This is a genomic window from Actinomycetospora lemnae, assembly GCF_028737315.1.
Classification (GTDB): Bacteria; Actinomycetota; Actinomycetes; order Mycobacteriales; family Pseudonocardiaceae; genus Actinomycetospora; species Actinomycetospora lemnae.
This window is the reverse complement of the sequence record NZ_JAQZAO010000001.1, coordinates 231,406-254,254: the sequence shown is the minus strand read 5'-3', so window position 1 is coordinate 254,254 and position 22,849 is coordinate 231,406. Positions and strand designations below refer to the sequence as shown.

Sequence of the window (22,849 nt, the reverse complement as noted above, 5' to 3'; positions counted from 1 at the left end):
CTCCCGTGTACGGTTAATCCGCATTAGAAACAAGCGAGGAGGCTAGCGGTGGGCGAGGCGGTGGGCGAGCAGCTGGTGGGGTCCGGACCGGTGCTGCTCGACGTCGACGACCGGGGCGTCGCGCGGCTGCGGCTCAACCGCCCGGAGGCCTCGAACGGCCTCGACGTCGACCTGCTGCGCGCGTTCCACGACGCCGTCATGGCCTGCCACGCGCGTCCGGGGCTGCGGGTGCTCGTGCTCTCCGGCGAGGGGAAGCACTTCTGTGCGGGCGGGGACGTGAAGACCTTCGCGAGCAAGGGCGCCGGGCTGCCGGACTACCTGCGCGAGGCCACCGCGCGGCTGCAGATGGTGGTGCAGGCGCTGCTCGCGCTGCCCGCACCCGTGGTCGCGTCGGTGCACGGGTTCGCCGCGGGCGGGGGCGGGTTCGGGCTCGTGTGCGCGGCCGATCTCGTCGTCGCCGCCGAGTCCGCGAGGTTCCTCGGTGGCGCGACGCGCGTGGGCATGGCCCCGGACGCGGGCGCGACGGTGACGCTCCCGGCGCTGGTGGGGCTGCGCCGGGCGATGGAGATCGCGCTGACCAACCCCGTGCTCACCGCGGCCGAGGCCCTCGACGCCGGCATCCTCACCGCCGTCGTGGCCGACGACGAGCTCGCCGCGCGCACCGACGAGCTCGTCGACCGCCTCGCCGCCGGCGCCCCGCAGGCGCTCGCCGCGACCAAGCGGCTGCTGTGGTCCGGGATCGGCGCGCGGGTCGAGGCGCAGCTGGGGGAGGAGGCGCGCACCGTCTCCGAGCTCTCGGGCACCGCCGACGCGCGCGAGGGCCTGGACGCGGTGATCGAGCGGCGGGCGCCGCGCTTCACCGGGCAGTGATCACCGGCGTGTGAGCCCCCGCCGCACCACGTGCTGCGTCGTCGCGACGACGTCCTCGAGCGACCCGCGCTCGGGGTTCCACCACTCCGGCGCCCAGTTCAGCGCGCCGAGCACGAGCATGCGCGCGGCGCGCGCGTCGACGTCGGCGGTCAGCTCGCCCGCGGCCACGGCGTCCTCGACGAGCCCGCGCCACACGTCGGCGTAGGCGCGCTGGCCGACGAGCTGGCGCTCGCGGATGTCGGCGGGCAGCTGCGCGGCGTTGCGGATCGCGGCCAGCGAGAACTCCGAGCGCCGCAGCACGACCTCGAGGTGCGCGGCGATCGCGCGGTCGATGCGGTCGAACGCGGAGGCGTCGTCGGGCAGCGCCGCGAGCGACGCGACGACGTGCTCGAGCGTCGCCTGCTGTCCGACCGTGACGACCTCGGCGAGCAGGTCCTCGCGCGCGGGCCAGTAGTAGTAGACCGCCGGCGCCTGCACCTCGGCGACCTCGGCGATGTCGACCAGCCGCGTGCCCGCCCAGCCCTTGCGGCTGAGGACCTGCGCCGCCGCGGCCAGGATGCGCTCGCGCGTGCGGGCGGACTTGCGCCCCGACGTCGGGCTGCCGTCGGCCGACGGCCGGGCGGTCCGCTCCCGGGGCACGGCGCGATCCTAGGACTCCCCGAGCGACTCCTGGTCCGGTCCGCGCTCCGCGTCGCGCCAGCGGTGCTGTGACGGGTCGAGCAGCGCGCGCATCCAGCTCTCCGGCGCCCACACGATCGACTCCAGCTCGAGCGCGTCGAGGTGGCGCACGGTGCCGGTGCGCAGGTCCTCCAGGCGCAGGCGCGTGCCGTTGCCGCGGTCGTCGACGGACACCGACACCGTGGCGAACTCGTTGGCGACGATCTCCATCAGAGCAGGAAGGACATCGTCGGGAGCGGGCGGTCGCTGTCGACGAGCACGACGGTCTTGGCGGCCATCCGCAGCTCACCGCCGTCCCCGCCGGGGACGCGTCGCAGCCGGTGCGTCACCCGCCCGACCCACCACGTCGTGCCGCGGTCACGCGACTCCAGCACCTGCACCACGGAGCCGACGACGGTGTCGCCGCCCTCGGCGCCCAGGATCTCCACGTTCGTCACCGACCGGCACAGCCGCGACGGCGGACGCTGCGAGTGCCGGCGTCCGGTCTGCAGCTGCTTGATTCGGGTCGCGATGCGGCCCCGGTTGTCGAAGACGATCGACATGTGGGTGCGCGGATCGGCGTCGGGGTCGACGGGCACGTGGTAGACGGCGTCGTCGGTCCAGAGCGCCTCCCACTCCTCGAGCGCGAACGCGTCGGCCAGCCGCGCCTCGCGGTAGAGGAACTGCTCGGCCTCCCGGAGGCCGATCGCCAGGGCGGTGGTCACGTCATCAGCTCCCGGTAGTGCCGCCACATCGCCCGCATCGACGTCTCGTCGGTGGCGGTGCCGATCGTGTGGCCGTCGTCGTCGACGCGCTCGCGGTGCACGCCGCGCGTCAGGTCGAGCCACTCGGGCTGCCGCTGCGCGACGCCGCGCTGGTTGCGCTCGTACATCTCCGCGTCGTCGGCCAGCAGCATCCCGGCGGGCCCCACGGAGCCGACGCACTGGGTGACGAGGCGGCGGTTGAGGTCGGGCGCGCCCTTGAACTGGATTGCGGTGACGTGCTGGACGGTGCGGTCGACGGCGAGCGGCTGGATCTGGAAGAGCTGGATCTCCGCGACGAACAGGTTCGGGAAGATCATGACGTGGGGTGAGCCGTCGATCATGATCTCGTCGGCCGTCTCCGTGCCGTACGCGGCGCGCATGGCGGCGACGTAGTCCGGGATCTTCGCCTCGGGCGTGCCGGCCCAGCCCATCGGGACGCCGAGGCGCCGGAACTCGGGGCTGAGGTCGTTCTCGGTGTGCCCGCCGCCGAGCGCGCGCGTCACGGCCGTCGACTTGTCGCTGTAGAGCGCGCCGATGCCGCTGCCGGAGATCGAGAAGATCGAGGAGTGGACGAACTGAGGGTGGTAGCCGTCGGTCTCGTTCTCGACGAGCATCTTCCAGTTCGCGGTGACCTCGTGCTTGACCCAGCCCGCGGTCAGCTCGACCTCGCCCGAGGGGGAGAGGCGGCACAGGCGGTCGAGACGCTCGGCGGCCGCGCCGAGGTGCTCGCGCAGCGTCGGGCCGTCGGGCGCCAGGCTCGCGAACACGAAGCCGCGGTACGCCTCGACGCGCGGCACGACGCCGAGCCCCGGGAGCTCGGCGCGGGCGCGGGATCCGCCATAGCCCTGGTTGAACGGGAAGCCGAGCAGGTCGCCCGTGTTCGCGAACGTCCACCCGTGGTACGGGCAGCGGAACGACCCGGCGTTGCCGCGCTCGGCGTCGCAGACGAGGTTGCCGCGGTGCGAGCAGCGGTTGTGCAGGACGTGGATCGCGCCGGTCTTGTCGCGGGTCATGACGACCTGCTGCGGTCCGATCGTCTTGCGCACGTAGTCGTTCGGTTCGGGCACCTCGCTCGCGTGCCCGACGTACACCCACGTCGCGTACCAGATGCGCTCGAGCTCGCGGGCGTAGACGTCCGGGTCGGTGTAGATCGAACCGTGGACGCGGTCGGGGAGGACCAGCGAGCGGATGCGGTCGGCCAGCGCGTCGGTCCCGGCGTGGTCGGTCCGGGCGTGGTCGACGTCGACGGCGGTCATGGGCTCTCCCCGGATCGGGACACCGTGTCTGGACACAGTGTCCAGGTTCAGGGCGCGTCGCGGTAGAGGGCGTTCCAGACGATCGCGGTGAACGCCTCGACGGCGTCGCGCGCGGCGTCGTCGTCGGCCCCGCGCAGCATGCGGTCGAGCCCGCGCTCGGCCATCGCCGTGAGCATCTGCGCGGTCGGTTCCGGGGGGAGGTCGCGGCGCACGCGGCCGTCCTCCTGCCCCGCGCGGATGTGCGCGGCGATCTCGGCGACGTAGCGGCCCGTGAGCTCGCGGAACACCTCACGGACCGCGGGGTCGTGGCTCGACGAGTCGATCACCGCGCGCATGAGCTCCGCCCGCGGCCGGTACGTCGCGACGATCGTCGCGGCGCGCGCGTGCATCTCCTCGCGGGTGGCCGGCGGGTCGCCCGCCCACCACCCGCGCCCGGCCGCGAGCAGCTGGTCGACGACGTCCGCGGTCAGCTCGCTGAGCAGCTGGCCCTTGTCCGCGAAGTGCACGTAGAAGGTCGACCGCGGGACGCCGGCGCGGGCCGCGAGCCGCTCGACGCTGACCTCGGTGAACGACTCGCCCTCGGCGAGCAGGGCCTCGAGCGCGGCCAGGAGCTTCTCGAGGTTCTCCTGCCGTCGCCGGGCACGGGAGCCGTGCGCTCGACGGGTCACCGACGCCACGGCGCTCAAGGTACTTCTTGTCCCATAATCGGAAGCTCGTTAGATTCTAACTTACGTTAGATCGAGGAGGCGGCATGACGGCAGTGGTGGTCCCGGAGTGCGACACAGGGCCGGACGCGGTGCTCGACCGCGCCGTCGCCGTGCGCTGGTACGAGGGCTGGATCCGGGCGTGGAACGAGAACCGCCCGGAGCTCTGCCGCGAGCTGCTGACCGAGGACTTCGTGCTCGACAGCCCGACCACCCGCCACACGGGCTGGCAGGTGCAGGGGCCCGCGGCCGCGGAGGGCTACATCGCCTACGTCCTCGGTGCCTACCCCGACCTGCAGTGGGAGGTCACCGCGCCGCCGCTGTTCGCCGACGACCGTGCCCGCGCCGCGTTCCACTGGCGGGGCACCGGGCACTTCACCGGCCGCCTCGACCCGCCCGGCATCGCGGGCACCGGACGGCCGTTCGCGTTCGCGGGACTCGAGGTCTTCGACTTCCGCGGCGGGCGCGCCTGCTACCTCAACGCCACCTACGACCTGCTCGGGCTGATGAAGCAGATCGGCGTCCACGGCCGTCGGAACACCGGCGGGTCGCGATGACCACCCTGCGCGGGCTGCTCGACGCCCGGTGCGCGGCCGTGCCCGACGCGGTCGCCGTCGAGCCCGCGGGACGCCCCGGTGAGGGGACGACCTGGACCGCGCTGCGCGAGCGGGCACGGGCCGTCGCCGCCGCGCTGGTCCGCGACGGCGTCGCGCCCGGCGAGCGCGTGGTCCTCGTCGCGCGCAACGACACGAGCTACTTCCCGATCCTCTTCGGCGCCGGGCTCGCCGCGGCCGTGCTGACCCCGCTGAACTGGCGCCTCGCCGGCGACGAGATCGCGGCGATGATCGACGACTCCGGGGCGACGATGGTGCTCGTCGACGAGCCCGCCGCCGCGGCGCTCGCGGGCGTGCTCGCGGACCGGCCGGGCGTGCGGCACGTGGTGGTCCTCGGGACCGCGTCCGGCGACGTGCGGTCGTTCGACGACTGGGTCGGACCGGCCGAGGACCCGCAGCGCCCGGTCGCCCCCGACGACGTCGCGTTCCAGCTCTACACCTCGGGCACCACCGGCCGGCCCAAGGGCGCGATGTTCGCGGGCACCAACCTGGCCGTGCTCGTCGACGACATCGCCCGGGCGTGGGGCTTCCGGGACGGCGACGTCAGCCTCGTCGCCATGCCGCTGTTCCACATGGGCGGGCTGGCGTGGGCGCTCGCCGGGATGGCCCGCGGCGCGCGTGCCGTCGTGGTCCGCGACATCGTCCCCACCGACGTGCTCGACGCGATCGAGGCGCACGGCGTCACGACCGCGTTCTGCGTCCCGACGATGCTCGCCGCCCTCTGCGCGGTGCCCGGTATCGACTCGCGACCGCTCGGGCTGCGGCAGATGATCTACTCCGGCTCGCCGATCGGCGAGGACGCGCTCAAGCGGGCGATGGTGGCCCTGCGCTGCGACTTCGTGCAGATCTACGGGCTGACCGAGGCGACGGGCGCGTTCGCGCAGCTCTCCGCCGAGGAGCACCGCGAGGGCGGGCCGGCGCTGACGTCGGCGGGGCGTCCGTACCCGTGGACGGAGCTGCGCGTCGTCGATCCCGAGAGCGGCGCCGAGGTGGCGCCGGGTGTCGTCGGCGAGATCTGGACGCGCTCGGCGCAGAACATGGTGGGCTACTGGCAGCGCCCCGAGGAGACGGCCGCCGCGCTGACCCCGGAGGGCTGGCTGCGCACCGGCGACCTCGGTCGCCTCGACGAGGCCGGGCGCATCCACCTCGTCGACCGCGCGAAGGACCGCATCGTCACCGGTGGCGAGAACGTCTACCCCGCCGAGGTCGAGCGGGTGCTCGCGCAGCACCCCGACGTCGCCGAGGTCGCCGTCATCGGCGTGCCCGACGACCGGTGGGGCGAGGCGGTCAAGGCCGTCGTCGTCCTGCAGGCGGGGTCGACACCCGACACGGCGGGGATCATCGCCTTCGCCCGCGGACGGCTCGCCGGGTTCCAGAGCCCGAAGTCGGTCGACGTCGTCGAGGCCCTGCCGCGCACCGCGACCGGGAAGGTCATCAAGCCGACCCTGCGGGAGCCATACTGGCGCGGACATGAGAGGCGCATCCACTGAGGAGCCGGCGGCTCCCGCCGGCAAGGGCGACCTGACCCGCCGCCGGATCCTCGACGCCGCCGCGGCCGAGATCGCCCGGCACGGGCCGGCGGGCGCGTCGCTCGGGGCCATCGCGGCCGCGGCCGACCTGCGTACCGGCAGCCTCTACTTCCACTTCGCCTCCAAGCAGCGGCTCGTCGAGGCCGTGCTCGAGGAGGGGATCAGCGCCTCGCTGCGGCGTCTCGACGAGGCGATGGTGATGCCGTCGGGTGCCCCGGTCGACCGGCTGCGCGCCGGCGTCCACGCCCACCTGCGCGCGCTGGCGGAGCTCTCCGACTACGCCGTCGTCGTCCTCGCGCCGCGGTTCACCGACCAGCCCGAGCAGAGCGGGTTCCGCGCGCTGCGTCGCGAGTACCTGCGGCGCTGGGCCGAGCTGGTGGCCGACGCGCAGGCCGACGGGACGCTCGCGGCCGGGCCGGAGCCGGGCGAGGTCCGCGACCTCCTGCTCGGCGCGCTCAACGCCGCGGGCCTCGCCGGGCAGCCGCCGGCCCGGACCGCGGAGGCCGTGTTCGCGCTGCTGCGGCTGCCGGCCTAGCGACCGCGGAAGTCGGGGCGGCGGCGCTCGACGAACGCGGTGATCCCCTCGCGGGCGTCCGCGGTCGCGCCGGTGGCGGTGATGCGCCGGGTCTCCTCGGCGAGCTGGCCCGCGAGGTCGTTGTCCTGGCTCGCGAGCAGCAGGCGCTTCATGTGGCCGAACGCGCGGGTGGGGCCGGCGGCCAGGGTCGTGGCGAGCTCCTGGGCCCGGGCGGCGAGCTCGTCGGCCGGCACGACCTCGGTGACCAGGCCGGCGTCGAGCGCCTCGGCGGCGGTCAGCACGCGGTTGAGCAGGAACATCTCCTGGGCGCGCCGCATCCCGACCAGGCGCGGCAGGTACCAGGTGTTCGCCCCGTCCGAGGCCAGGCCGATCGCGCCGTAGCCGACGGCGAAGCGGCTGTCGTCGGCGGCGACGACGATGTCGCTGACGTGCGCGAGGCCGAGCCCGCCGCCGGCGAGCGCCCCGTGCACCGCGCACACCACCGGCGCCTCGAGCGTGACGAGCCGGTCGAGCGTCACGTGGTAGCGGTCGATGATCCAGCGCAGCCGCTCGGGGATCGTGTCCGCCTCGCCGGCGAAGAACGCGAGGTCGCCGCCGACGGAGAGCGTCCGGCCGGTGCCGCGGATCAGGACCGCGCGGACCTCCGGGTCGTGCGCGGCGCGGAAGGTGGCCTCGTCGAGGTCCTCGACCATCGTCGGGTCGATCGCGCCGCCGGCCTCGGGGCGGTCGAGCTCGATGGTCGCGAGGCCGGCGGTGACGTCGTATCGCACGACCCGCAGCGCCCGCTGCCCGGCCGGCGTGCCGCGCGTGGCGCCGGCCCAGCGCGCGCTGTCGGTGTACTGGCGCAGCGAGGCGATCCGGCCGTCGTCGGTGAACGTCAGGACGTGCGCGAACGCGGCGTCGAGCTCCCGGCCGCCGTCGCGCGCGATGCCGACGTAGCGGCCCAGGACGACGAGCCCGCCGTCGGCGAGGGCCAGGAACTCGGCGGGCTCGGCGCGGGCGCGGTAGTGCCGTCCGATCGCCCACCAGAAGTCGCGGATCATCGCCTCGGCGCCCTCGTGCGTGCCGCCGAGGCCGAACGGCAGGCCCTCGGTGGCCTCGCCCGTGAACGCGGGATCGAGGATCGCGTCGAGGGCCTTGCGGTCGCCCGTGGCCAGCGCGTCGTAGAGCAGGCGGGCGCTCTTCTCGTGCGACTCCATCCGGACCTCCTCGGTCTTCTAATGTGGATTCAAACATGCGCCGACCGAGGAGTCACCGTGTCCGACGACCCCGTGCTGGCCCGGGTGGACGGCCCTCCGGATCGCGCTGTCGGGCACGTCGTCCTGAACCGCCCGCACGCCCGCAACGCGATCACGGTCGCGCTCGCGGACGGGCTGCACGACGCGCTGGTGGACCTCGCCGGGCGGGCTCGCGTCATCGTCGTGCGCGGTGCCGGCGGGCACTTCTGCGCCGGTGGCGACGTCGACGAGGTGACGCGGCTGCGCGCCGAGGGCGGTGCCGCGCTGCGCGGGCTGTTCGAGGCGTTCCACCGCGCGTGCTCGGTCGTGGCGACGCTGCCGGTGCCCGTCGTCGCGGCGGTCGAGGGGGTCGCGACGGCGGGCGGTTTCGAGCTCGTGCAGGCCGCCGACATCGTGGTGGTGCGCGACGACGCCGTGCTCGCGGACAACCACGCGCGCCTCGGCCAGGTCCCGGCGGGCGGCGGCTCCCAGCGGCTGCCGCGGCTGCTCGGGTCGCAGCGCGCGCTGACCCACATCCTGCTCGGCGAGCGGCTCTCGGGCACCGACGCGGTCGCGCTCGGCCTGGCGTGGCGCAGCGCGTCGGGGGAGGAGTTCGACGCCCTGGTGGACGAGGTCGTCGAGCGGCTGCGCCGTGCCGACCCCGGGGCGACGGCGCGGACCAAGCGGCTGGTGCACGAGGGTCTGGGGCTCCCGCTCGCCGACGGGCTGGCGCGCGAGACCGAGGTGGTGCTGGAGCACCTCGCCGACCCCGCCGTGAGCGAGCGGCTGGCGCGGTTCCGCGCGCGGTGAGGGTGGGTGCGGGGGCCGGCGATCAGCCCGTGGAGATCAGGGGCACCTGAGGCACCTCGGAGCGGCGCCGCCGGTGCACCACGTGCTCGTGATCTTCCCCAGGGACCGCGCGACGCCCTCGTGCCCGATTCGTCGTGTACGCGCGGTGACCGTCCGACCACGGAACTGGCGGTGGTCCGGGTCACGACCGCCCCATATTCTTCTCGCGACTAAAAAAACGGGGGATGCGGCCCGGGGAGTGGTGCGTGATGGGTGCGAGCCTCGACGAGCGACGCGAGGTGCTGCGGCAGCGGTTCGCGGCGTGGACGCCGATGACGCTGCACGAGCGGCTCGCGCGGTGCGCCGAGGAGTTCGGCGACCGCCCGATGGTGATCACCGACGAGCGCACGGTGACCTACGCCGACGTCGCCGCGTGGACCGAGCGCCTGGCCGACGGGCTCGTCGCGCTGGGCGTGCGCCCGGGCGACCGGGTCGGGCTGGTGATGGCGAACTACGTCGAGTTCGTGCCGCTGAAGTTCGCGATCTCGCGCGCCGGCGCCGTCGCCATCCCGTTCAACTACCTCTACCGCACCGAGGAGCTGCGCTACGTCCTCGAGCAGTCGCAGGCGAACCTGCTGATCACCATGACCGGGTTCGCCGGGCTCGACCACCTCGGGATGCTCGACGAGATCGCCCCGGGCTGGGACGCGGGCGAGCAGACCGCGCTCCCGGAGCTGCGCGGGGTCGTCACGCTCTCGACCGACGGGCGCTCGCGCGCGGGCGTCGGGTCGGTCGAGGACCTCGAGCAGCTCGGTCGCGAGCACGCCGGCGGCAGCGAGGGCCGCGGTCCTGATCAGGCCCCGGCGCCCGACGACGTCGCCGACATCCTCTACACGTCCGGCACCACCGGCTCGCCCAAGGGCGTGCTCATCACCCACGACGCGAGCCAGCGCACCGGCTACGCGTCCGCCCTGACCCGGGCGTTCGAGGACGGGCGGCGCATCCTCTTCTCGCTGCCCTGCTACCACATGTTCGGCTACGTCGAGGGCCTCATGGCGGCGATGATGGTCGGCGGCGCGATCGTCCCGCAGACGGCGTTCGACCCCGGCCGCTACCTCGAGGGCATCGAGCGCCACCGCGCCACCGACATCCTCTGCGTGCCGACGATGACCGTCGCGATCCTCGAGCACCCCGACCTCGCCACGCGCGACCTCTCGAGCCTGCGCGCCATCCTCTCCGGCGCCGCGCCGGCCCCGGTGTGGCTGTGGGAGAAGGTCCGCGACACCCTCGGCGTCGACGAGATCGTCACCGGCTACGGCATGACCGAGCAGGGCGGCGCGATGACCCTGACGCTGCCCGAGGACCCGTTCGAGCGGCTCTCGGAGACCGTCGGCCGGGTCAAGCTCGCGGGTGCCGCGGGGCTGCCGGGCAGCGCTGGCGATCGGGCAGGCGACCTCACCGAGTACAGGACGATCGACGTCATGACCGGCGAGCCGCTGCCGCCGGGCGCCGAGGGCGAGCTCGCCGCGCGCGGGCCGACGAACATGCTGGGCTTCTGGCGCAAGCCCGAGGAGACCGCGCGCGCCCTCGACGACGAGGGCTGGGTGCGCTCGGGCGACCTCGGCTACCTCACCGAGGACCGCTACGTCGTGCTGACCGGGCGCAGCAAGGAGCTCTACAAGTCCGGCGGCGAGCTCGTCATGCCCAAGGAGGTCGAGGAGGTCCTCTCGCGCCACCCGGGCGTCAGCCAGGCGTTCGCCGTCGGGGTCGCGGACGAGCGCTGGGGCGAGGTCGGCGTCGCGTGCGTGGTGCCGAAGGCCGGCGCGGCGGTGACCGCCGACGACCTCATCGCGCTGTGCCGCGAGCAGCTGGCGCGGTTCAAGGTGCCGCGGCGCGTGGTGTTCCTCGAGGCGACGGACCTCCCGACCACGCCGACCGGCAAGGTGCAGAAGTTCCGGCTGGCGCGGATGGTGGCCGACCAGCTCGAGACCGCGCCCACCCCCGCCTGACGACGGCTACCGCAGCGCCGCCACCGGGAACCGCGCCGCGATCTCGTCGGCGACCAGCGCCGCGGTCTCGGCGCACGCGGTCGTGCCGCCGTTGGCGTACTGCTTGACCGCGTCGCCGACGTTCCAGAGGTTCGCGATCGGCGTGGTGTGCGGCAGGTCGTGGCCGGCGACGGCGCGCTGCGGCGGCCAGGCGTCGCGCCACACGGTCGTCGAGAGCACGCGGGCGCGGTCGAAGCCGGGGATCTGCTCGCGGAGGTCGGCGTCCAGGAGCTCCCGTTCCTGCTCCTCGTCGAACGCGCCGGTCGCGGGCTCGGGCACCGAGGTGCCGTTGTAGAGGTGCCAGCCCGCGGGGGCCATCTCCGGACAGGTCGCGGTGAAGTTCGCGACGTAGCACATCCGCCGGGTCGTGGCGAAGCTCAGCAGCCCGGGGGCGTCGACGAGGGGCTCCCGGCTCGCGAAGTTGACGACGAGCATCGCGCAGGGCGTGGTGTCGACGGTCGCGGCGTAGTCGGCGGGCAGGCGGCCGCGCCCGACGAGGTCGGCGGTCGCGGCGGGCCCCGCGTCGCTGACCACGACCCGGCTGCGCACCGACACCTCGCGCCCGTCCCGGACGACGGTGGCGCCGACGACGGTGCCGTCCTCGCCCAGGTCCAGGGCCCGGACCTCGCTGGAGAGCCAGACCTCACCGTGACCGGTGCCCTCGACGGCGTCGGCGAGCGCGCGCCAGACGCCGATCGTGCCCTCGGGGCAGAAGCCGAACTTCTTGAACGCGCTGCGTCGCGTGAAGTAGGTCAGGAACACCGCCGCCGGGAGGTCCTCGGAGCTCACCGCGAAGATCGACGCACACATGTTGCGGAAGATCCCGTGGACCTTCTCGTTGCCCGTGTACCGCCGTACCCAGTCGGCGGTGGAGAGCGCGCCCTCGGGCAGCCCGTCGTCGGTCCGGGCCGCGCCGAGGCCCTCGAGCAGCTTGGCGCCCTGGCGCGTGAGCTTGCCCAGCAGGAAGCCCCAGCCGCCGCCGGTGACGTCGACGTCCTTGCCGCCGATCCGGTAGAGGATCGGGGGCTTGGCCGGGCGCACGTCGAAGCGCGCGCCGACCTCGGCGAACGTCTGCTCGGTGATCCCGCCGGTCTCGATGACGATGGCGCCGTTGTTGACCGTGAAGCCGTCGATCACCTCGCTCGAGGCGCGGCCGCCGACGCGGTCGAGGCGCTCCACCACCAGCGTGCGGTAGCCGCGGTGGGCCAGGCGGGCGGCGGTGAACAGGCCGCCCGCCCCCGCGCCGATCACCAGGACGTCGACCTCGTGGTGCTCCATGGGTCCGGATCGTTGCCCACGCCGCCGAGTTTTTCTAGTCTGTATTCAGAAAGGCGGCACGACCTGGACCGCGGAGGTCGTCAGACGGGCAGCGCCGTCGTCCCGAGCGGCCGGCGGGCGACGAAGTGCGGGGTGTCGTCGCCGGGGTCGGCCGGGCCGACCTGGTTCCACCCGCTGACGAACACGCCCTGCTCGTCGAGCACACGCACGGCGACGGCCTGGGCGACGGCCGGACGCACCCGCGGCGCCGCACCGCGCGGGGCCAGGGGCATCGACCAGGTGACGCGCCCGCCCCGGCGGCAGAGCAGCACCCAGCCGTCGCGGTACGGCGGCGCCTCGCGCACCAGCTCGAACACCGCCGCGTCCTCGTCGCGCGGTGACGCGGGTGCGGGCAGGGACGGCAGACCGATGACGTCCAGATCCCGATTGGTGATCATCTCGCGCCGTCCTCCCCGTCGCTGTCTCGCCCGCTCGCGCCCCCGGCGATACACAGCAGCCATGTATCGAATCCGGTCAAACGTTATCCTCGCCACAGCGTCGAAGGCAATACGTTCTGTATCAGTCCCGAGCGACGACGCTGGAAGCGCACCTCGGTCATCACTCGGACGGCCCAATGGTCGGTCGCCGGTCGTGAGAGCGACTCGTCGTCCCCGGGATGGTGACGGAGCGCGGCGATACGACACGTTTGTGTATCGATGGCCGGGGGCCACCTACACGGCATGCCTCGCACCGAGCAGGACCTCGAGCGGCCACCGCCGACCGACGGTGACGGCGCAGGCACCGGCGCGGGTCACACCACCGGCCGGCCCCGCAACGCCGAGATCGACCGGCTCGTCCTGCAGGTGGCCCTGCGTCACCTGCGCAGCGGCGGGCTCCCGGGGCTCTCGGTCGCGGCGATCGCCGAGGAGGCCGGCACGACCCGCGCCGCCGTGTACCGCCGCTGGGCGGGGCGGATCGAGCTCGCCGTCGCGGCGCTCGCCACGGTCGACGACGGCGGGCCCGTGGCCGCGTCCGGCGACCCGTTCGCCGACCTCGTCACCGAGCTCGCGCGCCTGCGGCGCTTCGTGGTGGAGCACGACGCCACCGCGCTCGTCGCGATCGCCCTGGTCGGCGACACCGATGCCCGGGTGCGCGAGCAGATCCGTCGCCGGCTCGTCGACCCGTGGCGCGAGCGCCTGCGCGCGTGCCTGCGCGCCGGCATCGAGTCCGGCGCGCTGCGGGCGGCGGCCGACCACACGACGGCCGAGGACCTGCTGACCGGCTCGTGGCTCGCGCACGCGGTGCGCGGGGAGGCGCTCGCGGAGGACTGGGCGCCCCGGGCGGCAGCGATGGTGTGGGCCGGGTGCGGCGGGGTCCCCGGGGAGCCCCGGGAGCGGTGACGCCGGGCGTCGAGCGGGCACGCCGCACCGATCGGGTGATCGAGTCGCGACCCCGTCGTGCCGTTGTCCGGTTCATGACGGTTTCCCCCGATCTCGCCCCGCTCGACGGCGCCCGGGTCCGTGCCGGTGTGGCGCAGGTGCGCGCCGCGATCGCCGACGGGACCCTGCACCACCACGCGCCCGAGGAGACCCCCGCCGGCCGCCGCTCGCGCGCCGTGGAGGTCGCTCGGGCGTGGGCGGCCGGCGAGGACCCCGCGGCGCAGCGCCGGCACTGCGGGGTGTGCGCGACCTGGCCGGTCGCACCCCGCCGTGCCGGCTGACCGGCGCGTCCCTCAGACGTCGACCGACGCGGCCTCCGGGTCGGCCGACGCGCCCCGCACGGGCAGGTCGGCGAAGAACGCCGGCGGCTCGGTCCACGGGTCGGCGGGCGTGCCGGCCTCGGCGTCCCGGATCGCGCGCCACACGCGGTCGGGCGTGAGCGGCATGTCGACGTGGCGCACCCCGAGCGGGGCGAGGGCGTCGACGACGGCGTTCTGCACCGCCGGCGTCGAGCCGATCGTCGCCGCCTCGCCGATGCCCTTGGCGCCCAGCGGGTTGTAGGGCGTCGGCGTCTCGGTGGACGAGGCCTCGTAGCTCGGCACCTCGGCCGCGGTCGGCAGCAGGTAGGCCGCGAACGTGCCGGAGGTCGGGTTGCCGTCGGCGTCGTAGGAGAAGCCCTCCCACAGCGCCTGCGAGATGCCCTGCGCGAGCCCGCCGTGCTGCTGCCCGGCGACGAGGGTCGGGTTGAGCACGGTGCCGCAGTCGTCGACGGCGACGTGGCGCACGGGCGTGACGCGACCGGTGTCGAGGTCCACCTCGACGACGGAGACGTGCGCGCCGAACGGGTAGGTCGCACCGGGCTGCGCCTCGTCGCGGGCCTCCGACAGCGACACCCCCTGCTCGCCCGCCGCGACCGCGATCTCGCGCCAGGACAGCGCGCGGTCGGGAACGCCCGCGATGCCGAGGCCCCCGTCGACCGTGGTGATGTCGTCGGTGTCGGCCTCCAGTGCGGCGGCGACCACCTCGCGCGCCCGCTCGAGCACCGTGTCGGCGGCCACGAGCACGCTGGAGCCGGCGAGCTGCAGCGAGCGCGAGCCGCCCGTGCCGCCCCCGCGCGGGACCGCCGCGGTGTCCGACTGCACGAACCGCACCTGCTCCATCGGGATGCCGAGGCGGTCGGCGACGATCATCGCGAACGACGTCGCGTGCCCCTGGCCGTGCGCCGAGGTGCCGACCGACACCGTCGCGCCGCCGTCGGGATCGACGCTGACCGACCCGTACTCGGCGCCGCCCCCGCCCGCGGTGACCTCGACGTACACCGCGAGCCCGATCCCCAGCGCCACCCGGTCGCCGCGCTCGCGCCGCTGCGCCTGCTCGCGACGCAGCGCCTCGTACCCGGACGCGCGCAGCGCCTCGTCGAGCGCGCGGGCGTAGTCGCCGGAGTCGTAGAGCGAGCCGGTCTGCGTGGTCAGCGGGAACTCGTCGGGCTGCAGGAAGTTCTTCCGTCGCAGCGCCGCGGGGTCCGTGTCGAGCTCGCGGGCGGCCATGTCGACGAGCCGCTCGAGCATCGCCGCGGCCTCCGGACGCCCGGCCCCGCGGAACGCGCCCATCGGCGTCGTCGTGGTCAGCACCGCGGCGCCGTCGTAGGCGATCGTCGGGATGCGGTAGACGCCCTGGGCCATGTTGCGCGTCGGCCCCAGGGTGAGCGCGCCACCGAAGCCGGCGTAGGCGCCGGCGTCGCCGACCACCCGCGCCCGCAGCCCGACGATCGTCCCGTCGCGGCGCAGGCCGAGCTCGCCGTACTGCACCTGCCCGCGGCCGTGCGGCATCGCGGTGAGGTTCTCCGAGCGCGTCTCGGTCCACGTGACGGGCCGGCCGAGCTGCCGCGCCGCCTCGACGACCACCGCGTGCTCGGGCGCGAGGCCCGCCTTGCCGCCGAACCCGCCGCCGACGTGCGGCGCGATCACGCGGACCCGCTCGGCGTCCCAGCCCCACTGCGCGGCGACCTGGTTGCGCAGCCCGTGCGGCATCTGCGTGGAGACGTGGACGGTCATGTCGTACGGCTGGTCGGCGCCGCCGGGCGTCGCGGTCACCGCGTTGCCCTCCATCGGTGCGACGGCCAGGCGCTGGTTGACGATCCGCGCGCGCACCACGACGTCGGCACCCTCCAAGGGGCGGACGTCGTCGGGGTCGCGGAACCCGGCGGCGAGGTTGCTGCCCAGCTCCTCGAACTGGAGCGGGGCGTCGGCGTCGAGCGCGGCCTCGGGGTCGACGACGGGCTCGAGCGGGTCGTAGTCGACCTCGACGAGCTCGGCGGCGTCGACGGCCTCGGCACGGGTCGTCGCGATCACCGCGGCCACCATGTCGCCGACGAACCGCACCTTGCCGCGCGCCAGCAGCGGCCGTGCGCAGGCGTCGTTGAGCACCATGAACGGGCGGTGGTCGGGGATCGCGGTCATGTCCTCGCCGGTGAGGACCGCGACCACGCCGGGCGCCTCCCGGGCCTTCGCGACCTCGACCGACCCGAGGCGCGCGTGCGCCAGCGGCGAGCGGACGAAGACGCAGTGCAGCGCCCCGGAGGGCACGATGTTGTCGACGTACGTGGCGCGGCCGCGGATCAGCTCCGGGTCCTCGACGCGTCGGACGGCCGTTCCCATGATCGAACCAGGCACGCCTCGACGCTAAGCCTTCGAGTGCGCTCGAACGCAAGCCCGGCGGGTACTCCTCGATCATGCCGCTGCCGCCGCCCGGTCCCGACACACGCGTCCTCGTCACCGGCGCGTCCTCGGGCATCGGTGCCGCCGTCGCGCGGGCCCTCGCCCGGCGCGGCCACGCGACCCTCCTCGTGGCGCGGCGCGAGGACGCGCTGGCCGACCTCGCGGCGGAGCTCCGGGAGCTCTCCGGACGGGACGCGACGGTCCACGCCGCCGACCTCGGCACGGACGCCGGCCTCGACGCCGTCCGCGGTCTGCTCGACAGCCCCGACGTCGTCGGCCTCGTCAACGCCGCCGGCTTCGGCGTCACCGGCCGGGTCGCCGAGCTCGCCGACGACGCGGAGCAGCGGGCCGCGCTCGACGGCCTCGTGCGGCTCAACGTGCTGGCGCTGCACGACCTGACCGTCGCGGCCGTCGGCGCGCTGGTCCGGCGCCGGCGGCCGGGCGCGATCCTCAACGTCTCGTCGATCACCGCGTTCCAGCCGCTGCCCGGCGCCGCGTCCTACGCGGCCAGCAAGGCGTTCGTGCAGTCGTTCTCCGAGGCCGTGCACGCCGAGCTGTCGGGCAGCGGGGTCACGCTGACCACCGTGAGCCCGGGGCTCACGCGCACCGGCTTCGCCGACGCGGCCGGGACCGACGCCTTCGACCGCGTGCCGGACCTGCTCGTCGGTGAGGCGGCCGACGTCGCCGAGGCCGGCGTCGAGGCGATGGCGCGGGGCGACCGCAGCGTCACCCCGGGCCTGGTCAACCAGCTCACGGCGCTCGGCGGGCGCTTCGCCCCGCGCACGCTGTTGCTCCCGGCGCTGGACGCGGGAATGCGCCTCGTCGAGGGCTGACGGAGATCGCGACGCCGTTCCTCGACGCGTGGGTGTCAGCCCAGGAGCTCCGCGTGGAGCTCCTGGGTCGCGGGGCTGGGCTCGGTGCCGAGCTGGTCGCGCAGGGCGCGGCGCAGCTGCTCGTAGACGGCCAGCGCGGCCGACCGGTCGTCCTGGGCGGCGTGGGCGCGCATGAGCAGCCGGTAGCCGGTCTCGGCGAGGGGGTCGAGCCCGATGAGGGCCCGCGCGCTGCGCTCGGCGCCGGCACGCTCGCCCGGCCCGAGGTGCAGGCACGCCTCGCCGTAGCAGGCGAGCACCCGGCGGTGCTGGTGCGCGGACTCGGCCCGCCGCTCCTCGCTCCACGGGTCGTCGAAGTCGCCGAGCAGTCCCCGCTGGGTCACGAACAGCGCGCTGAGCGACTCGGTCCACGCCCGCGCCCAGTCCGCGCGGGCGGCCGCCGACTCGGCCGCGTGCAGCGCACGCTGGGCCACGACGGCGTCGACGATCGAGCCCGGCGGCAGGACGAGCTGCAGGCAGCGCCGACCGTGGATCTCACCCGGCCCGAGCAGCGTGCGCACCTTCGACAGGAGCGCGGAGAACGTCCCGGACGCGCCCGCACCGGGCAGGGCCGGGCGCCACAGCACGTCGATGAGCGTCGAGCGCTCGACCGCGCAGCGGTTCGACAACGCCAGCACGGCCACGAGCAGGCGGGCGCGGCGTCCGGGGAGCAGGTGCTCGACGTGCTCGCCCGCGACGGCCAGGGCGAAGCGTCCGTGCAGCTGGACCCGCACCGGCGGGACGTCGTCGGGCTCCGTCACCGCAGCTCCCCCCGGCCGACGGACCTGCGCCAGTGTCGCCCTCACGGCCGTGCGGCGACAAGGTTTCGGCAAGGCCGGCCGGGAGGGTCGAGGCGTCGGACGAGACCTCACGGAGGGGTGGGAGCGATGAACCAGGTGACGTGCGAGTGCGGCTTCGAGGCACGGGCCGGTGCGGAGGGGCAGGTGGTGGACCAGGTGCTCGCGCACGTGCGCAGCGACCACCCCGACCTCGTGGGTCAGGTGACCCCGGACGTCGTGCGCGGGTGGATCGAGCTCGTGCCCGACTGACCGGTTCCACGGTCGCCCCTTGACGGGCCTTCGGTGGTGTCAGATAGTCGACGGCACCGTCAAACGCGTGGCTCGGGTCACGCCTGCTCGTCGAGGAGTGATCCATGGCCTACGTGATCGGGGTCGACGTCGGGGGCACGTTCACCGACGCGGTGCTCGACGACGACTCCGGCTCGGTCATCGCCGCGAAGGCGCCGTCGACGCCCCCGGACTACTCGCGGGGTGTGCTGGAAGTGCTCGAGCTGCTCGCCGAGCAGCTCGGGCGCCCCGTCGAGGAGATGCTGGCCGAGACCCACCACGTCGCCCACGGCACGACGTCGAGCCTCAACGCGCTGGTGATGCGCCAGGTCCCCGAGGTCGGGTTCCTGACCACCAAGGGCCACCGCGACTCGATCTTCATCATGAACGTCGAGGGCCGCTACCTGGGCCGCAGCCCGCACGAGCTGCAGCACGTCCTAGCCCAGGACAAGGACCACCACCTGCTGCCCAAGCGGCACGCCCTGGAGGTCACCGAGCGGATCGACCGCGACGGCGAGGTCGTCGTCGCGCTCGACGAGGACGAGGTCCGCCGCCGGGTCGAGACGCTGCGCGCCGACGGCATCCGGGCCATCGCCGTCTCCCTGCTCTGGGCGTTCCGCAACCCGGTCCACGAGCGCCGCATCCGCGAGCTCGTGGGAGAGATCGACCCCGACATCTACGTCGCGCTCTCCAGCGAGGTCAGCCCCCGCATCCGCGAGTTCGCCCGCAACTCCACGACGATCATGAGCACGCAGGTCGGGCCCGGCCTGCGCGACTACCTCACCAGCCTCGAGACCGGTCTCGAGGAGCGCGGTCTCGCCGGCCCGCTGCTGGTCATGCAGTCCAACGGGGGCGCGGTCGCGGCGTCCGAGGCGCCCGCGCAGGCCATCTCCACGGTGGGCTCCGTGCTCACGGGCGGGGTCGTCGGGTCGAGCCAGCTCGGTCGGCGGCTCGGGCACCGCAACATCATCTCCACCGACGTCGGCGGCACCACGTTCCTCGTCGGGCTCATCGTCGACGGCGAGCCCGAGCGCGACACCACGACCGTCATCAACCACCACCCGATCAACGTCCCGACGCTGCGCGTCCACGCCATCGGCTCCGGCGGCGGCGCGATCGCGTGGGTCGACGCGGGCGGCAACCTGCGCATCGGGCCGCACTCGGCGCAGGCGGTCCCCGGGCCCGCCTGCTACGACCAGGGCGGCACCGAGCCCACCAACACCGACGCCAACCTCGTCCTCGGCATCCTCCCGACCACCGGGCTGCTCGGCGGCCGCAAGGCGCTCGACCTGGAGAAGGCCCGCGAGGCCATCCGCACCCGGGTCGCCGAGCCGCTGGGCCTGTCGGTCGAGGACGCCGCCGCGGCCATCCACGCCGCGCAGAACGCCCAGACCGGCGACCTGCTGCGCAAGAGCGTCGTCGAGGCCGGCCACGACCCCCGCGACTTCGTCCTCTACGCCTTCGGCGGCTCCGGCCCGGCGTTCTGCGCGAAGTACGCGACGCACCTCGGGGTCGCCGAGGTCGTCGTGCCGCTCGGACCGGTCGCCTCGGCGTTCTCCGCCTACGGGCTCGCCGCGTCCGACATCGCGCTCGCCCAGGAGCTCTCCGACCCCGCCCAGCTCCCCGTCGACCCGGTGCGCGCGGAGAAGAACTTCGCCCAGCTCGAGGACCAGGTCCGCCAGGGCCTCGACCGGCAGGGCCTCGCGTTCGACCGCGTGGAGATCGTCCGCGAGGTCGACATGCGCTACGCCATGCAGCTCGCCGAGGTCACCGTCCCCGTCGCCGACGGGCCGCTCGACGAGAACGCGGTGACGGCGGCCGCCGACCGGTTCGAGGCGAAGTACGCCGAGCTCTACGGGCAGGGCTCCGGCTTCAGCGCCGCCGGCATCCAGGCCATCACCTACCGGGTGCGCGGCCGCGGCGTCCTCCCGTTCAGCCCCGAGCTGCCGCCCCTCGAGCGCGCCGACGGCGAGCCGGAGGTGTCGGGACGCCGGCCCGTCTACCTCGAGATCGGCCAGGGCTTCGTCGACACCCCCGTCTACGACTACGCGGCCCTGCGCGCCGGCCACGTCGTCACCGGCCCGGCGATCGTCGAGGTCCCCACGACGACGGTCGTCGTCCCGGACGGCCGCACCGGCACCGTCGACGACCTGGGCAACCTCCACATCACGCACTCGCAGAAGCACGGAGCCTGACCATGACGATGGCCGTCCCCGGCTCCGAGAGGTTCTCGAGCCGCCCGATCGACCCCGCCACCCTCGCCGCCCAGCTGCCGGCGAGCCTGCCGGTCCACACCGTCACCCAGGAGCAGATCGACGCGCTCGACCCGCTGACCTACGAGGTCGTGCGGCACCGCCTCTGGTCGGTCACCGACGAGATGGGCGAGGCGCTCAAGCGCATGTCCGGCTCGCCGATCGTCACCGACGCCAACGACTTCGACTTCGCCGTGTCCGACGAGCTCGGCCAGGAGGTGCAGGTCGGGCTCTACAACACGATGCTCGTCGGCGCCGTCGACCTCGCCATCTACTGGACCCTGCAGCACCGCGCGACCAACCCCGGCATCGCCGAGGGCGACATGTTCCTCACCAACGACCCGTGGGTCGGCGGCGGGCTGCACCAGAACGACGCGATGGTCTACCAGCCGGTGTTCTGGGAGGGGAAGCTCTTCGGCTGGACCTCCGCGATCGCGCACCAGCCCGACCTCGGCGGCGTCGGGCTCGGCTCGTTCTCGCCCGCCGCGCAGGACGTCTTCTCCGAGTCGCTGCCCACCCCGCCGATCAAGGTCGTCCGGGACGGCGTGCTCCAGGACGACGTCGCCGACGTCTGGGTCCGCCGCTCACGGGTGCCGATGATGATCGGGCTGGACCTGCGCGCGAAGGTCGGCGCCAACACCGTCGGGCGCGACCGCCTCCTCGCCGTCATCGAGCAGTACGGCGCCGACACGGTCAAGGCCGTGATGAAGCGGATGATGGCCGACGCCGAGTCACGCCTGCGCGGCAAGCTCGGCGACCTCCCCGACGGCACCTGGCGCGCGACCGGCTACCAGGACCAGTCGCACTCCGGTGACCGCGGCCTGCACAAGATCACGGTGGCGATGACGAAGACCGCCGACCACCTGACGTTCGACTTCACCGGCACCGACCCGCAGTCCGGCGTCGTCAACTGCACCTACGCCGGCATGCGCGGCGGCGTGATGCTCGCGCTGCTGCCGATCCTCGCCGGCGACATCCCGTGGTCGGCCGGCGGCCTGATGCGCTGCTTCGACCTCGTCGCCGAGGAAGGCACGATCAACAACGCCAGCTTCCCGGCCGCGGTCGGCCGGGGGCCGATCGGACCGGCGTGGCTGACCGGCAACCTCGTCGCCGAGTGCCTCTCGCAGATGCTCGACCAGGCGCCGGAGCTGGACGCCCACGTCCAGTCGGCCTGCTGCGGCACGTGGGACACCGCCGTCATCGCCGGGCTCGACCAGCGCGGCGCGGTCCCGACGCCCTTCCTCTCGATCCTCATGGACCCCATGGCCGGCGGGTACGGCGCCCAGCCGCAGGCCGACGGCATGGACACCGGCGGCCTGTTCTGCATCCCGCTGGGCCGCGTCCCGGACGTCGAGATGACCGAGTTCCTCTACCCGGTGCTCGCGCTCTGGCGCCGCGAGGAGCCGGACTCGGGCGGTCCCGGCCGGCGGCGGGGCGGTGTCGGGGCCTCGCTCGCGATCACCCCGCACGGCACCAGCTTCCCGATCGGCCTGGTCCTCGCCTCCAACGGCAAGGCGGTGAGCCAGAACAACGGGCTCGCCGGCGGCTACCCCGGCAACACCGGGGTCGAGTGGATCGCGCGCGGCAGCGACGTCACCGCGGCGCTCGGGGCCGGCCGGATGCCGGGTGACCTCGACGAGGTCGGCGGCACCCCGGAGCTGCAGCCCTGCTACGGCGAGACGTACGTGGCGCCCGGCGAGGTGTTCACCATGTCCTGGCAGGGCGGCGGGGGCTACGGCGACCCGCTCGTCCGCGACCCCGAGGACGTCGCCCGCGACGTGCGGGAGGAGAAGGTCACGGCGGCCACCGCCGCGCAGGCGTACGGCGTCGTCCTCGACGCCACCGGCGCGGTGGACGCGTCGGGCACCGAGACCCGGCGGCGCGAGCTGCGCGACGCCCGGCGGGCCCGCGGCGACGCCGGTGGGACCAGGGAGACCGTCGAGCTGACGGACGCGCGACGCCTCGACGACAACCTCGTCGGGGTGGGCGACCAGGTCGCGTGCCGGCACTGCGCGACGGTGCTCGGGTCGGGCGCGGTGGGCGAGCTCGACCTGGTGCGCCACGACGGGCCGGTCTCGGAGGCGGGCCCGCAGGTCGTGGACGGCGCGGGGGAGTACGTCGACGGCGCGGTGCACTTCCGGCAGTACTGCTGCCCGGGGTGCTTCACGGCGATCTCGACGGCGGTCGTGCCCGTGGACCACGTCGACGACGTCACCCGCACCAGCCGCGTGCTCGCGGACGCTGCGCTGCCGGGTGGGTCCTGAC

General features: G+C 74.4%; 22 protein-coding genes. 12 read left to right on the top strand and 10 right to left on the bottom strand.

Going from position 1 to position 22,849, the window contains the following annotated elements:
- Positions 1-48 precede the first annotated feature (48 nt).
- Positions 49-870 (top strand): enoyl-CoA hydratase/isomerase family protein, encoded by an 822-nt coding sequence (locus PGB27_RS01210; RefSeq protein ID WP_274198506.1) that lies wholly within the window; start codon positions 49-51, stop codon positions 868-870.
- On the opposite strand, the gene PGB27_RS01205 is transcribed toward PGB27_RS01210, so the two are convergent.
- From PGB27_RS01205 to PGB27_RS01185, 5 genes are read right to left on the bottom strand one after another with little or no spacing between them, the layout of a single operon-like run.
- Complete coding sequence (locus PGB27_RS01205) at positions 871-1,509, bottom strand: TetR/AcrR family transcriptional regulator (RefSeq protein WP_274198505.1); 639 nt, start codon at positions 1,507-1,509, stop codon at positions 871-873.
- Positions 1,510-1,518: 9 nt separating this feature from the next.
- Positions 1,519-1,758 carry a hypothetical protein gene (locus tag PGB27_RS01200; RefSeq protein WP_274198504.1) on the bottom strand — a complete coding sequence of 80 codons (240 nt, stop codon included), beginning with the start codon at positions 1,756-1,758 and terminating at the stop codon, positions 1,519-1,521.
- Positions 1,758-2,252 (bottom strand): aromatic-ring-hydroxylating dioxygenase subunit beta, encoded by a 495-nt coding sequence (locus PGB27_RS01195; RefSeq protein ID WP_274198503.1) that lies wholly within the window; start codon positions 2,250-2,252, stop codon positions 1,758-1,760. Before PGB27_RS01195 ends, PGB27_RS01200 begins: the two co-directional genes overlap by 1 nt.
- A complete protein-coding gene (locus PGB27_RS01190) occupies positions 2,249-3,547 on the bottom strand; it encodes an aromatic ring-hydroxylating oxygenase subunit alpha (protein ID WP_274198502.1) in 1,299 nt (432 codons plus the stop codon). The genes PGB27_RS01195 and PGB27_RS01190 overlap by 4 nt, the downstream gene beginning before the upstream one ends.
- A gap of 47 nt (positions 3,548-3,594) precedes the next feature.
- A complete protein-coding gene (locus PGB27_RS01185) occupies positions 3,595-4,224 on the bottom strand; it encodes a TetR/AcrR family transcriptional regulator (RefSeq protein WP_274198501.1) in 630 nt (209 codons plus the stop codon).
- Between the two features lie 74 nt (positions 4,225-4,298).
- On the opposite strand from PGB27_RS01185, the gene PGB27_RS01180 reads away from it, so the two are divergent.
- Genes PGB27_RS01180 through PGB27_RS01170 form a run of 3 tightly spaced genes read left to right on the top strand, consistent with a single transcriptional unit; the run spans position 4,299 to position 6,929 of the window.
- Positions 4,299-4,808 carry an ester cyclase gene (locus PGB27_RS01180; protein WP_274198500.1) on the top strand — a complete coding sequence of 170 codons (510 nt, stop codon included), beginning with the start codon at positions 4,299-4,301 and terminating at the stop codon, positions 4,806-4,808.
- A complete protein-coding gene (locus tag PGB27_RS01175) occupies positions 4,805-6,355 on the top strand; it encodes an AMP-binding protein (protein ID WP_274198499.1) in 1,551 nt (516 codons plus the stop codon). The genes PGB27_RS01180 and PGB27_RS01175 overlap by 4 nt, the downstream gene beginning before the upstream one ends.
- Positions 6,336-6,929 (top strand): TetR family transcriptional regulator, encoded by a 594-nt coding sequence (locus tag PGB27_RS01170; RefSeq protein ID WP_274198498.1) that lies wholly within the window; start codon positions 6,336-6,338, stop codon positions 6,927-6,929. Before PGB27_RS01175 ends, PGB27_RS01170 begins: the two co-directional genes overlap by 20 nt.
- On the opposite strand, the gene PGB27_RS01165 is transcribed toward PGB27_RS01170, so the two are convergent.
- Positions 6,926-8,128 carry an enoyl-CoA hydratase-related protein gene (locus PGB27_RS01165; protein ID WP_274198497.1) on the bottom strand — a complete coding sequence of 401 codons (1,203 nt, stop codon included), beginning with the start codon at positions 8,126-8,128 and terminating at the stop codon, positions 6,926-6,928. The two genes, PGB27_RS01170 and PGB27_RS01165, sit on opposite strands and share 4 nt — an antisense overlap.
- 57 nt (positions 8,129-8,185) lie before the next feature.
- Here PGB27_RS01165 and PGB27_RS01160 point away from each other — a divergent pair, with 57 nt between their 5' ends.
- On the top strand, positions 8,186-8,956 hold the full coding sequence (locus tag PGB27_RS01160) for an enoyl-CoA hydratase/isomerase family protein (RefSeq protein WP_274198496.1): 771 nt from the start codon (positions 8,186-8,188) through the stop codon (positions 8,954-8,956).
- Positions 8,957-9,204: 248 nt separating this feature from the next.
- Entirely contained in the window at positions 9,205-10,944 is a 1,740-nt protein-coding gene (locus PGB27_RS01155) for a class I adenylate-forming enzyme family protein (RefSeq protein WP_274198495.1), read from the top strand.
- A gap of 6 nt (positions 10,945-10,950) precedes the next feature.
- On the opposite strand, the gene PGB27_RS01150 is transcribed toward PGB27_RS01155, so the two are convergent.
- Both PGB27_RS01150 and PGB27_RS01145 read right to left on the bottom strand, forming a co-directional pair.
- The gene (locus tag PGB27_RS01150; RefSeq protein ID WP_274198494.1) at positions 10,951-12,261 is read right to left on the bottom strand and encodes a phytoene desaturase family protein; all 1,311 of its coding nucleotides are present in this window, start codon (positions 12,259-12,261) and stop codon (positions 10,951-10,953) included.
- A gap of 80 nt (positions 12,262-12,341) precedes the next feature.
- Positions 12,342-12,698 (bottom strand): hypothetical protein, encoded by a 357-nt coding sequence (locus PGB27_RS01145; RefSeq protein WP_274198493.1) that lies wholly within the window; start codon positions 12,696-12,698, stop codon positions 12,342-12,344.
- A 282-nt stretch (positions 12,699-12,980) separates the two neighbouring features.
- On the opposite strand from PGB27_RS01145, the gene PGB27_RS01140 reads away from it, so the two are divergent.
- Together PGB27_RS01140 and PGB27_RS01135 are read left to right on the top strand one after the other, a co-directional pair.
- Complete coding sequence (locus tag PGB27_RS01140; protein WP_274198492.1) at positions 12,981-13,640, top strand: TetR/AcrR family transcriptional regulator; 660 nt, start codon at positions 12,981-12,983, stop codon at positions 13,638-13,640.
- Between the two features lie 74 nt (positions 13,641-13,714).
- Positions 13,715-13,960: a hypothetical protein gene (locus PGB27_RS01135; RefSeq protein ID WP_274198491.1), complete on the top strand. Its 246-nt coding sequence runs from the start codon at positions 13,715-13,717 to the stop codon at positions 13,958-13,960.
- A 12-nt stretch (positions 13,961-13,972) separates the two neighbouring features.
- Here the strand turns inward: PGB27_RS01135 and PGB27_RS01130 are convergent, their stop codons facing one another.
- Entirely contained in the window at positions 13,973-16,336 is a 2,364-nt protein-coding gene (locus PGB27_RS01130; RefSeq protein WP_274198490.1) for a xanthine dehydrogenase family protein molybdopterin-binding subunit, read from the bottom strand.
- Between the two features lie 74 nt (positions 16,337-16,410).
- On the opposite strand from PGB27_RS01130, the gene PGB27_RS01125 reads away from it, so the two are divergent.
- The gene (locus PGB27_RS01125) at positions 16,411-17,229 is read left to right on the top strand and encodes an SDR family NAD(P)-dependent oxidoreductase (RefSeq protein ID WP_274198489.1); all 819 of its coding nucleotides are present in this window, start codon (positions 16,411-16,413) and stop codon (positions 17,227-17,229) included.
- Between the two features lie 35 nt (positions 17,230-17,264).
- Here the strand turns inward: PGB27_RS01125 and PGB27_RS01120 are convergent, their stop codons facing one another.
- Positions 17,265-18,026 (bottom strand): AfsR/SARP family transcriptional regulator, encoded by a 762-nt coding sequence (locus PGB27_RS01120; protein WP_274198488.1) that lies wholly within the window; start codon positions 18,024-18,026, stop codon positions 17,265-17,267.
- A 126-nt stretch (positions 18,027-18,152) separates the two neighbouring features.
- On the opposite strand from PGB27_RS01120, the gene PGB27_RS01115 reads away from it, so the two are divergent.
- The 3 genes from PGB27_RS01115 (at position 18,153) to PGB27_RS01105 (ending at position 22,848) form a co-directional block, all read left to right on the top strand.
- A complete protein-coding gene (locus tag PGB27_RS01115; RefSeq protein WP_274198487.1) occupies positions 18,153-18,314 on the top strand; it encodes a DUF1059 domain-containing protein in 162 nt (53 codons plus the stop codon).
- A gap of 104 nt (positions 18,315-18,418) precedes the next feature.
- Positions 18,419-20,527, top strand: a complete 2,109-nt coding sequence (locus PGB27_RS01110) for a hydantoinase/oxoprolinase family protein (protein ID WP_274198486.1) — start codon at positions 18,419-18,421, stop codon at positions 20,525-20,527.
- 2 nt (positions 20,528-20,529) lie between these two features.
- Positions 20,530-22,848 (top strand): hydantoinase B/oxoprolinase family protein, encoded by a 2,319-nt coding sequence (locus PGB27_RS01105; RefSeq protein ID WP_274198485.1) that lies wholly within the window; start codon positions 20,530-20,532, stop codon positions 22,846-22,848.
- Position 22,849 lies beyond the last annotated feature (1 nt).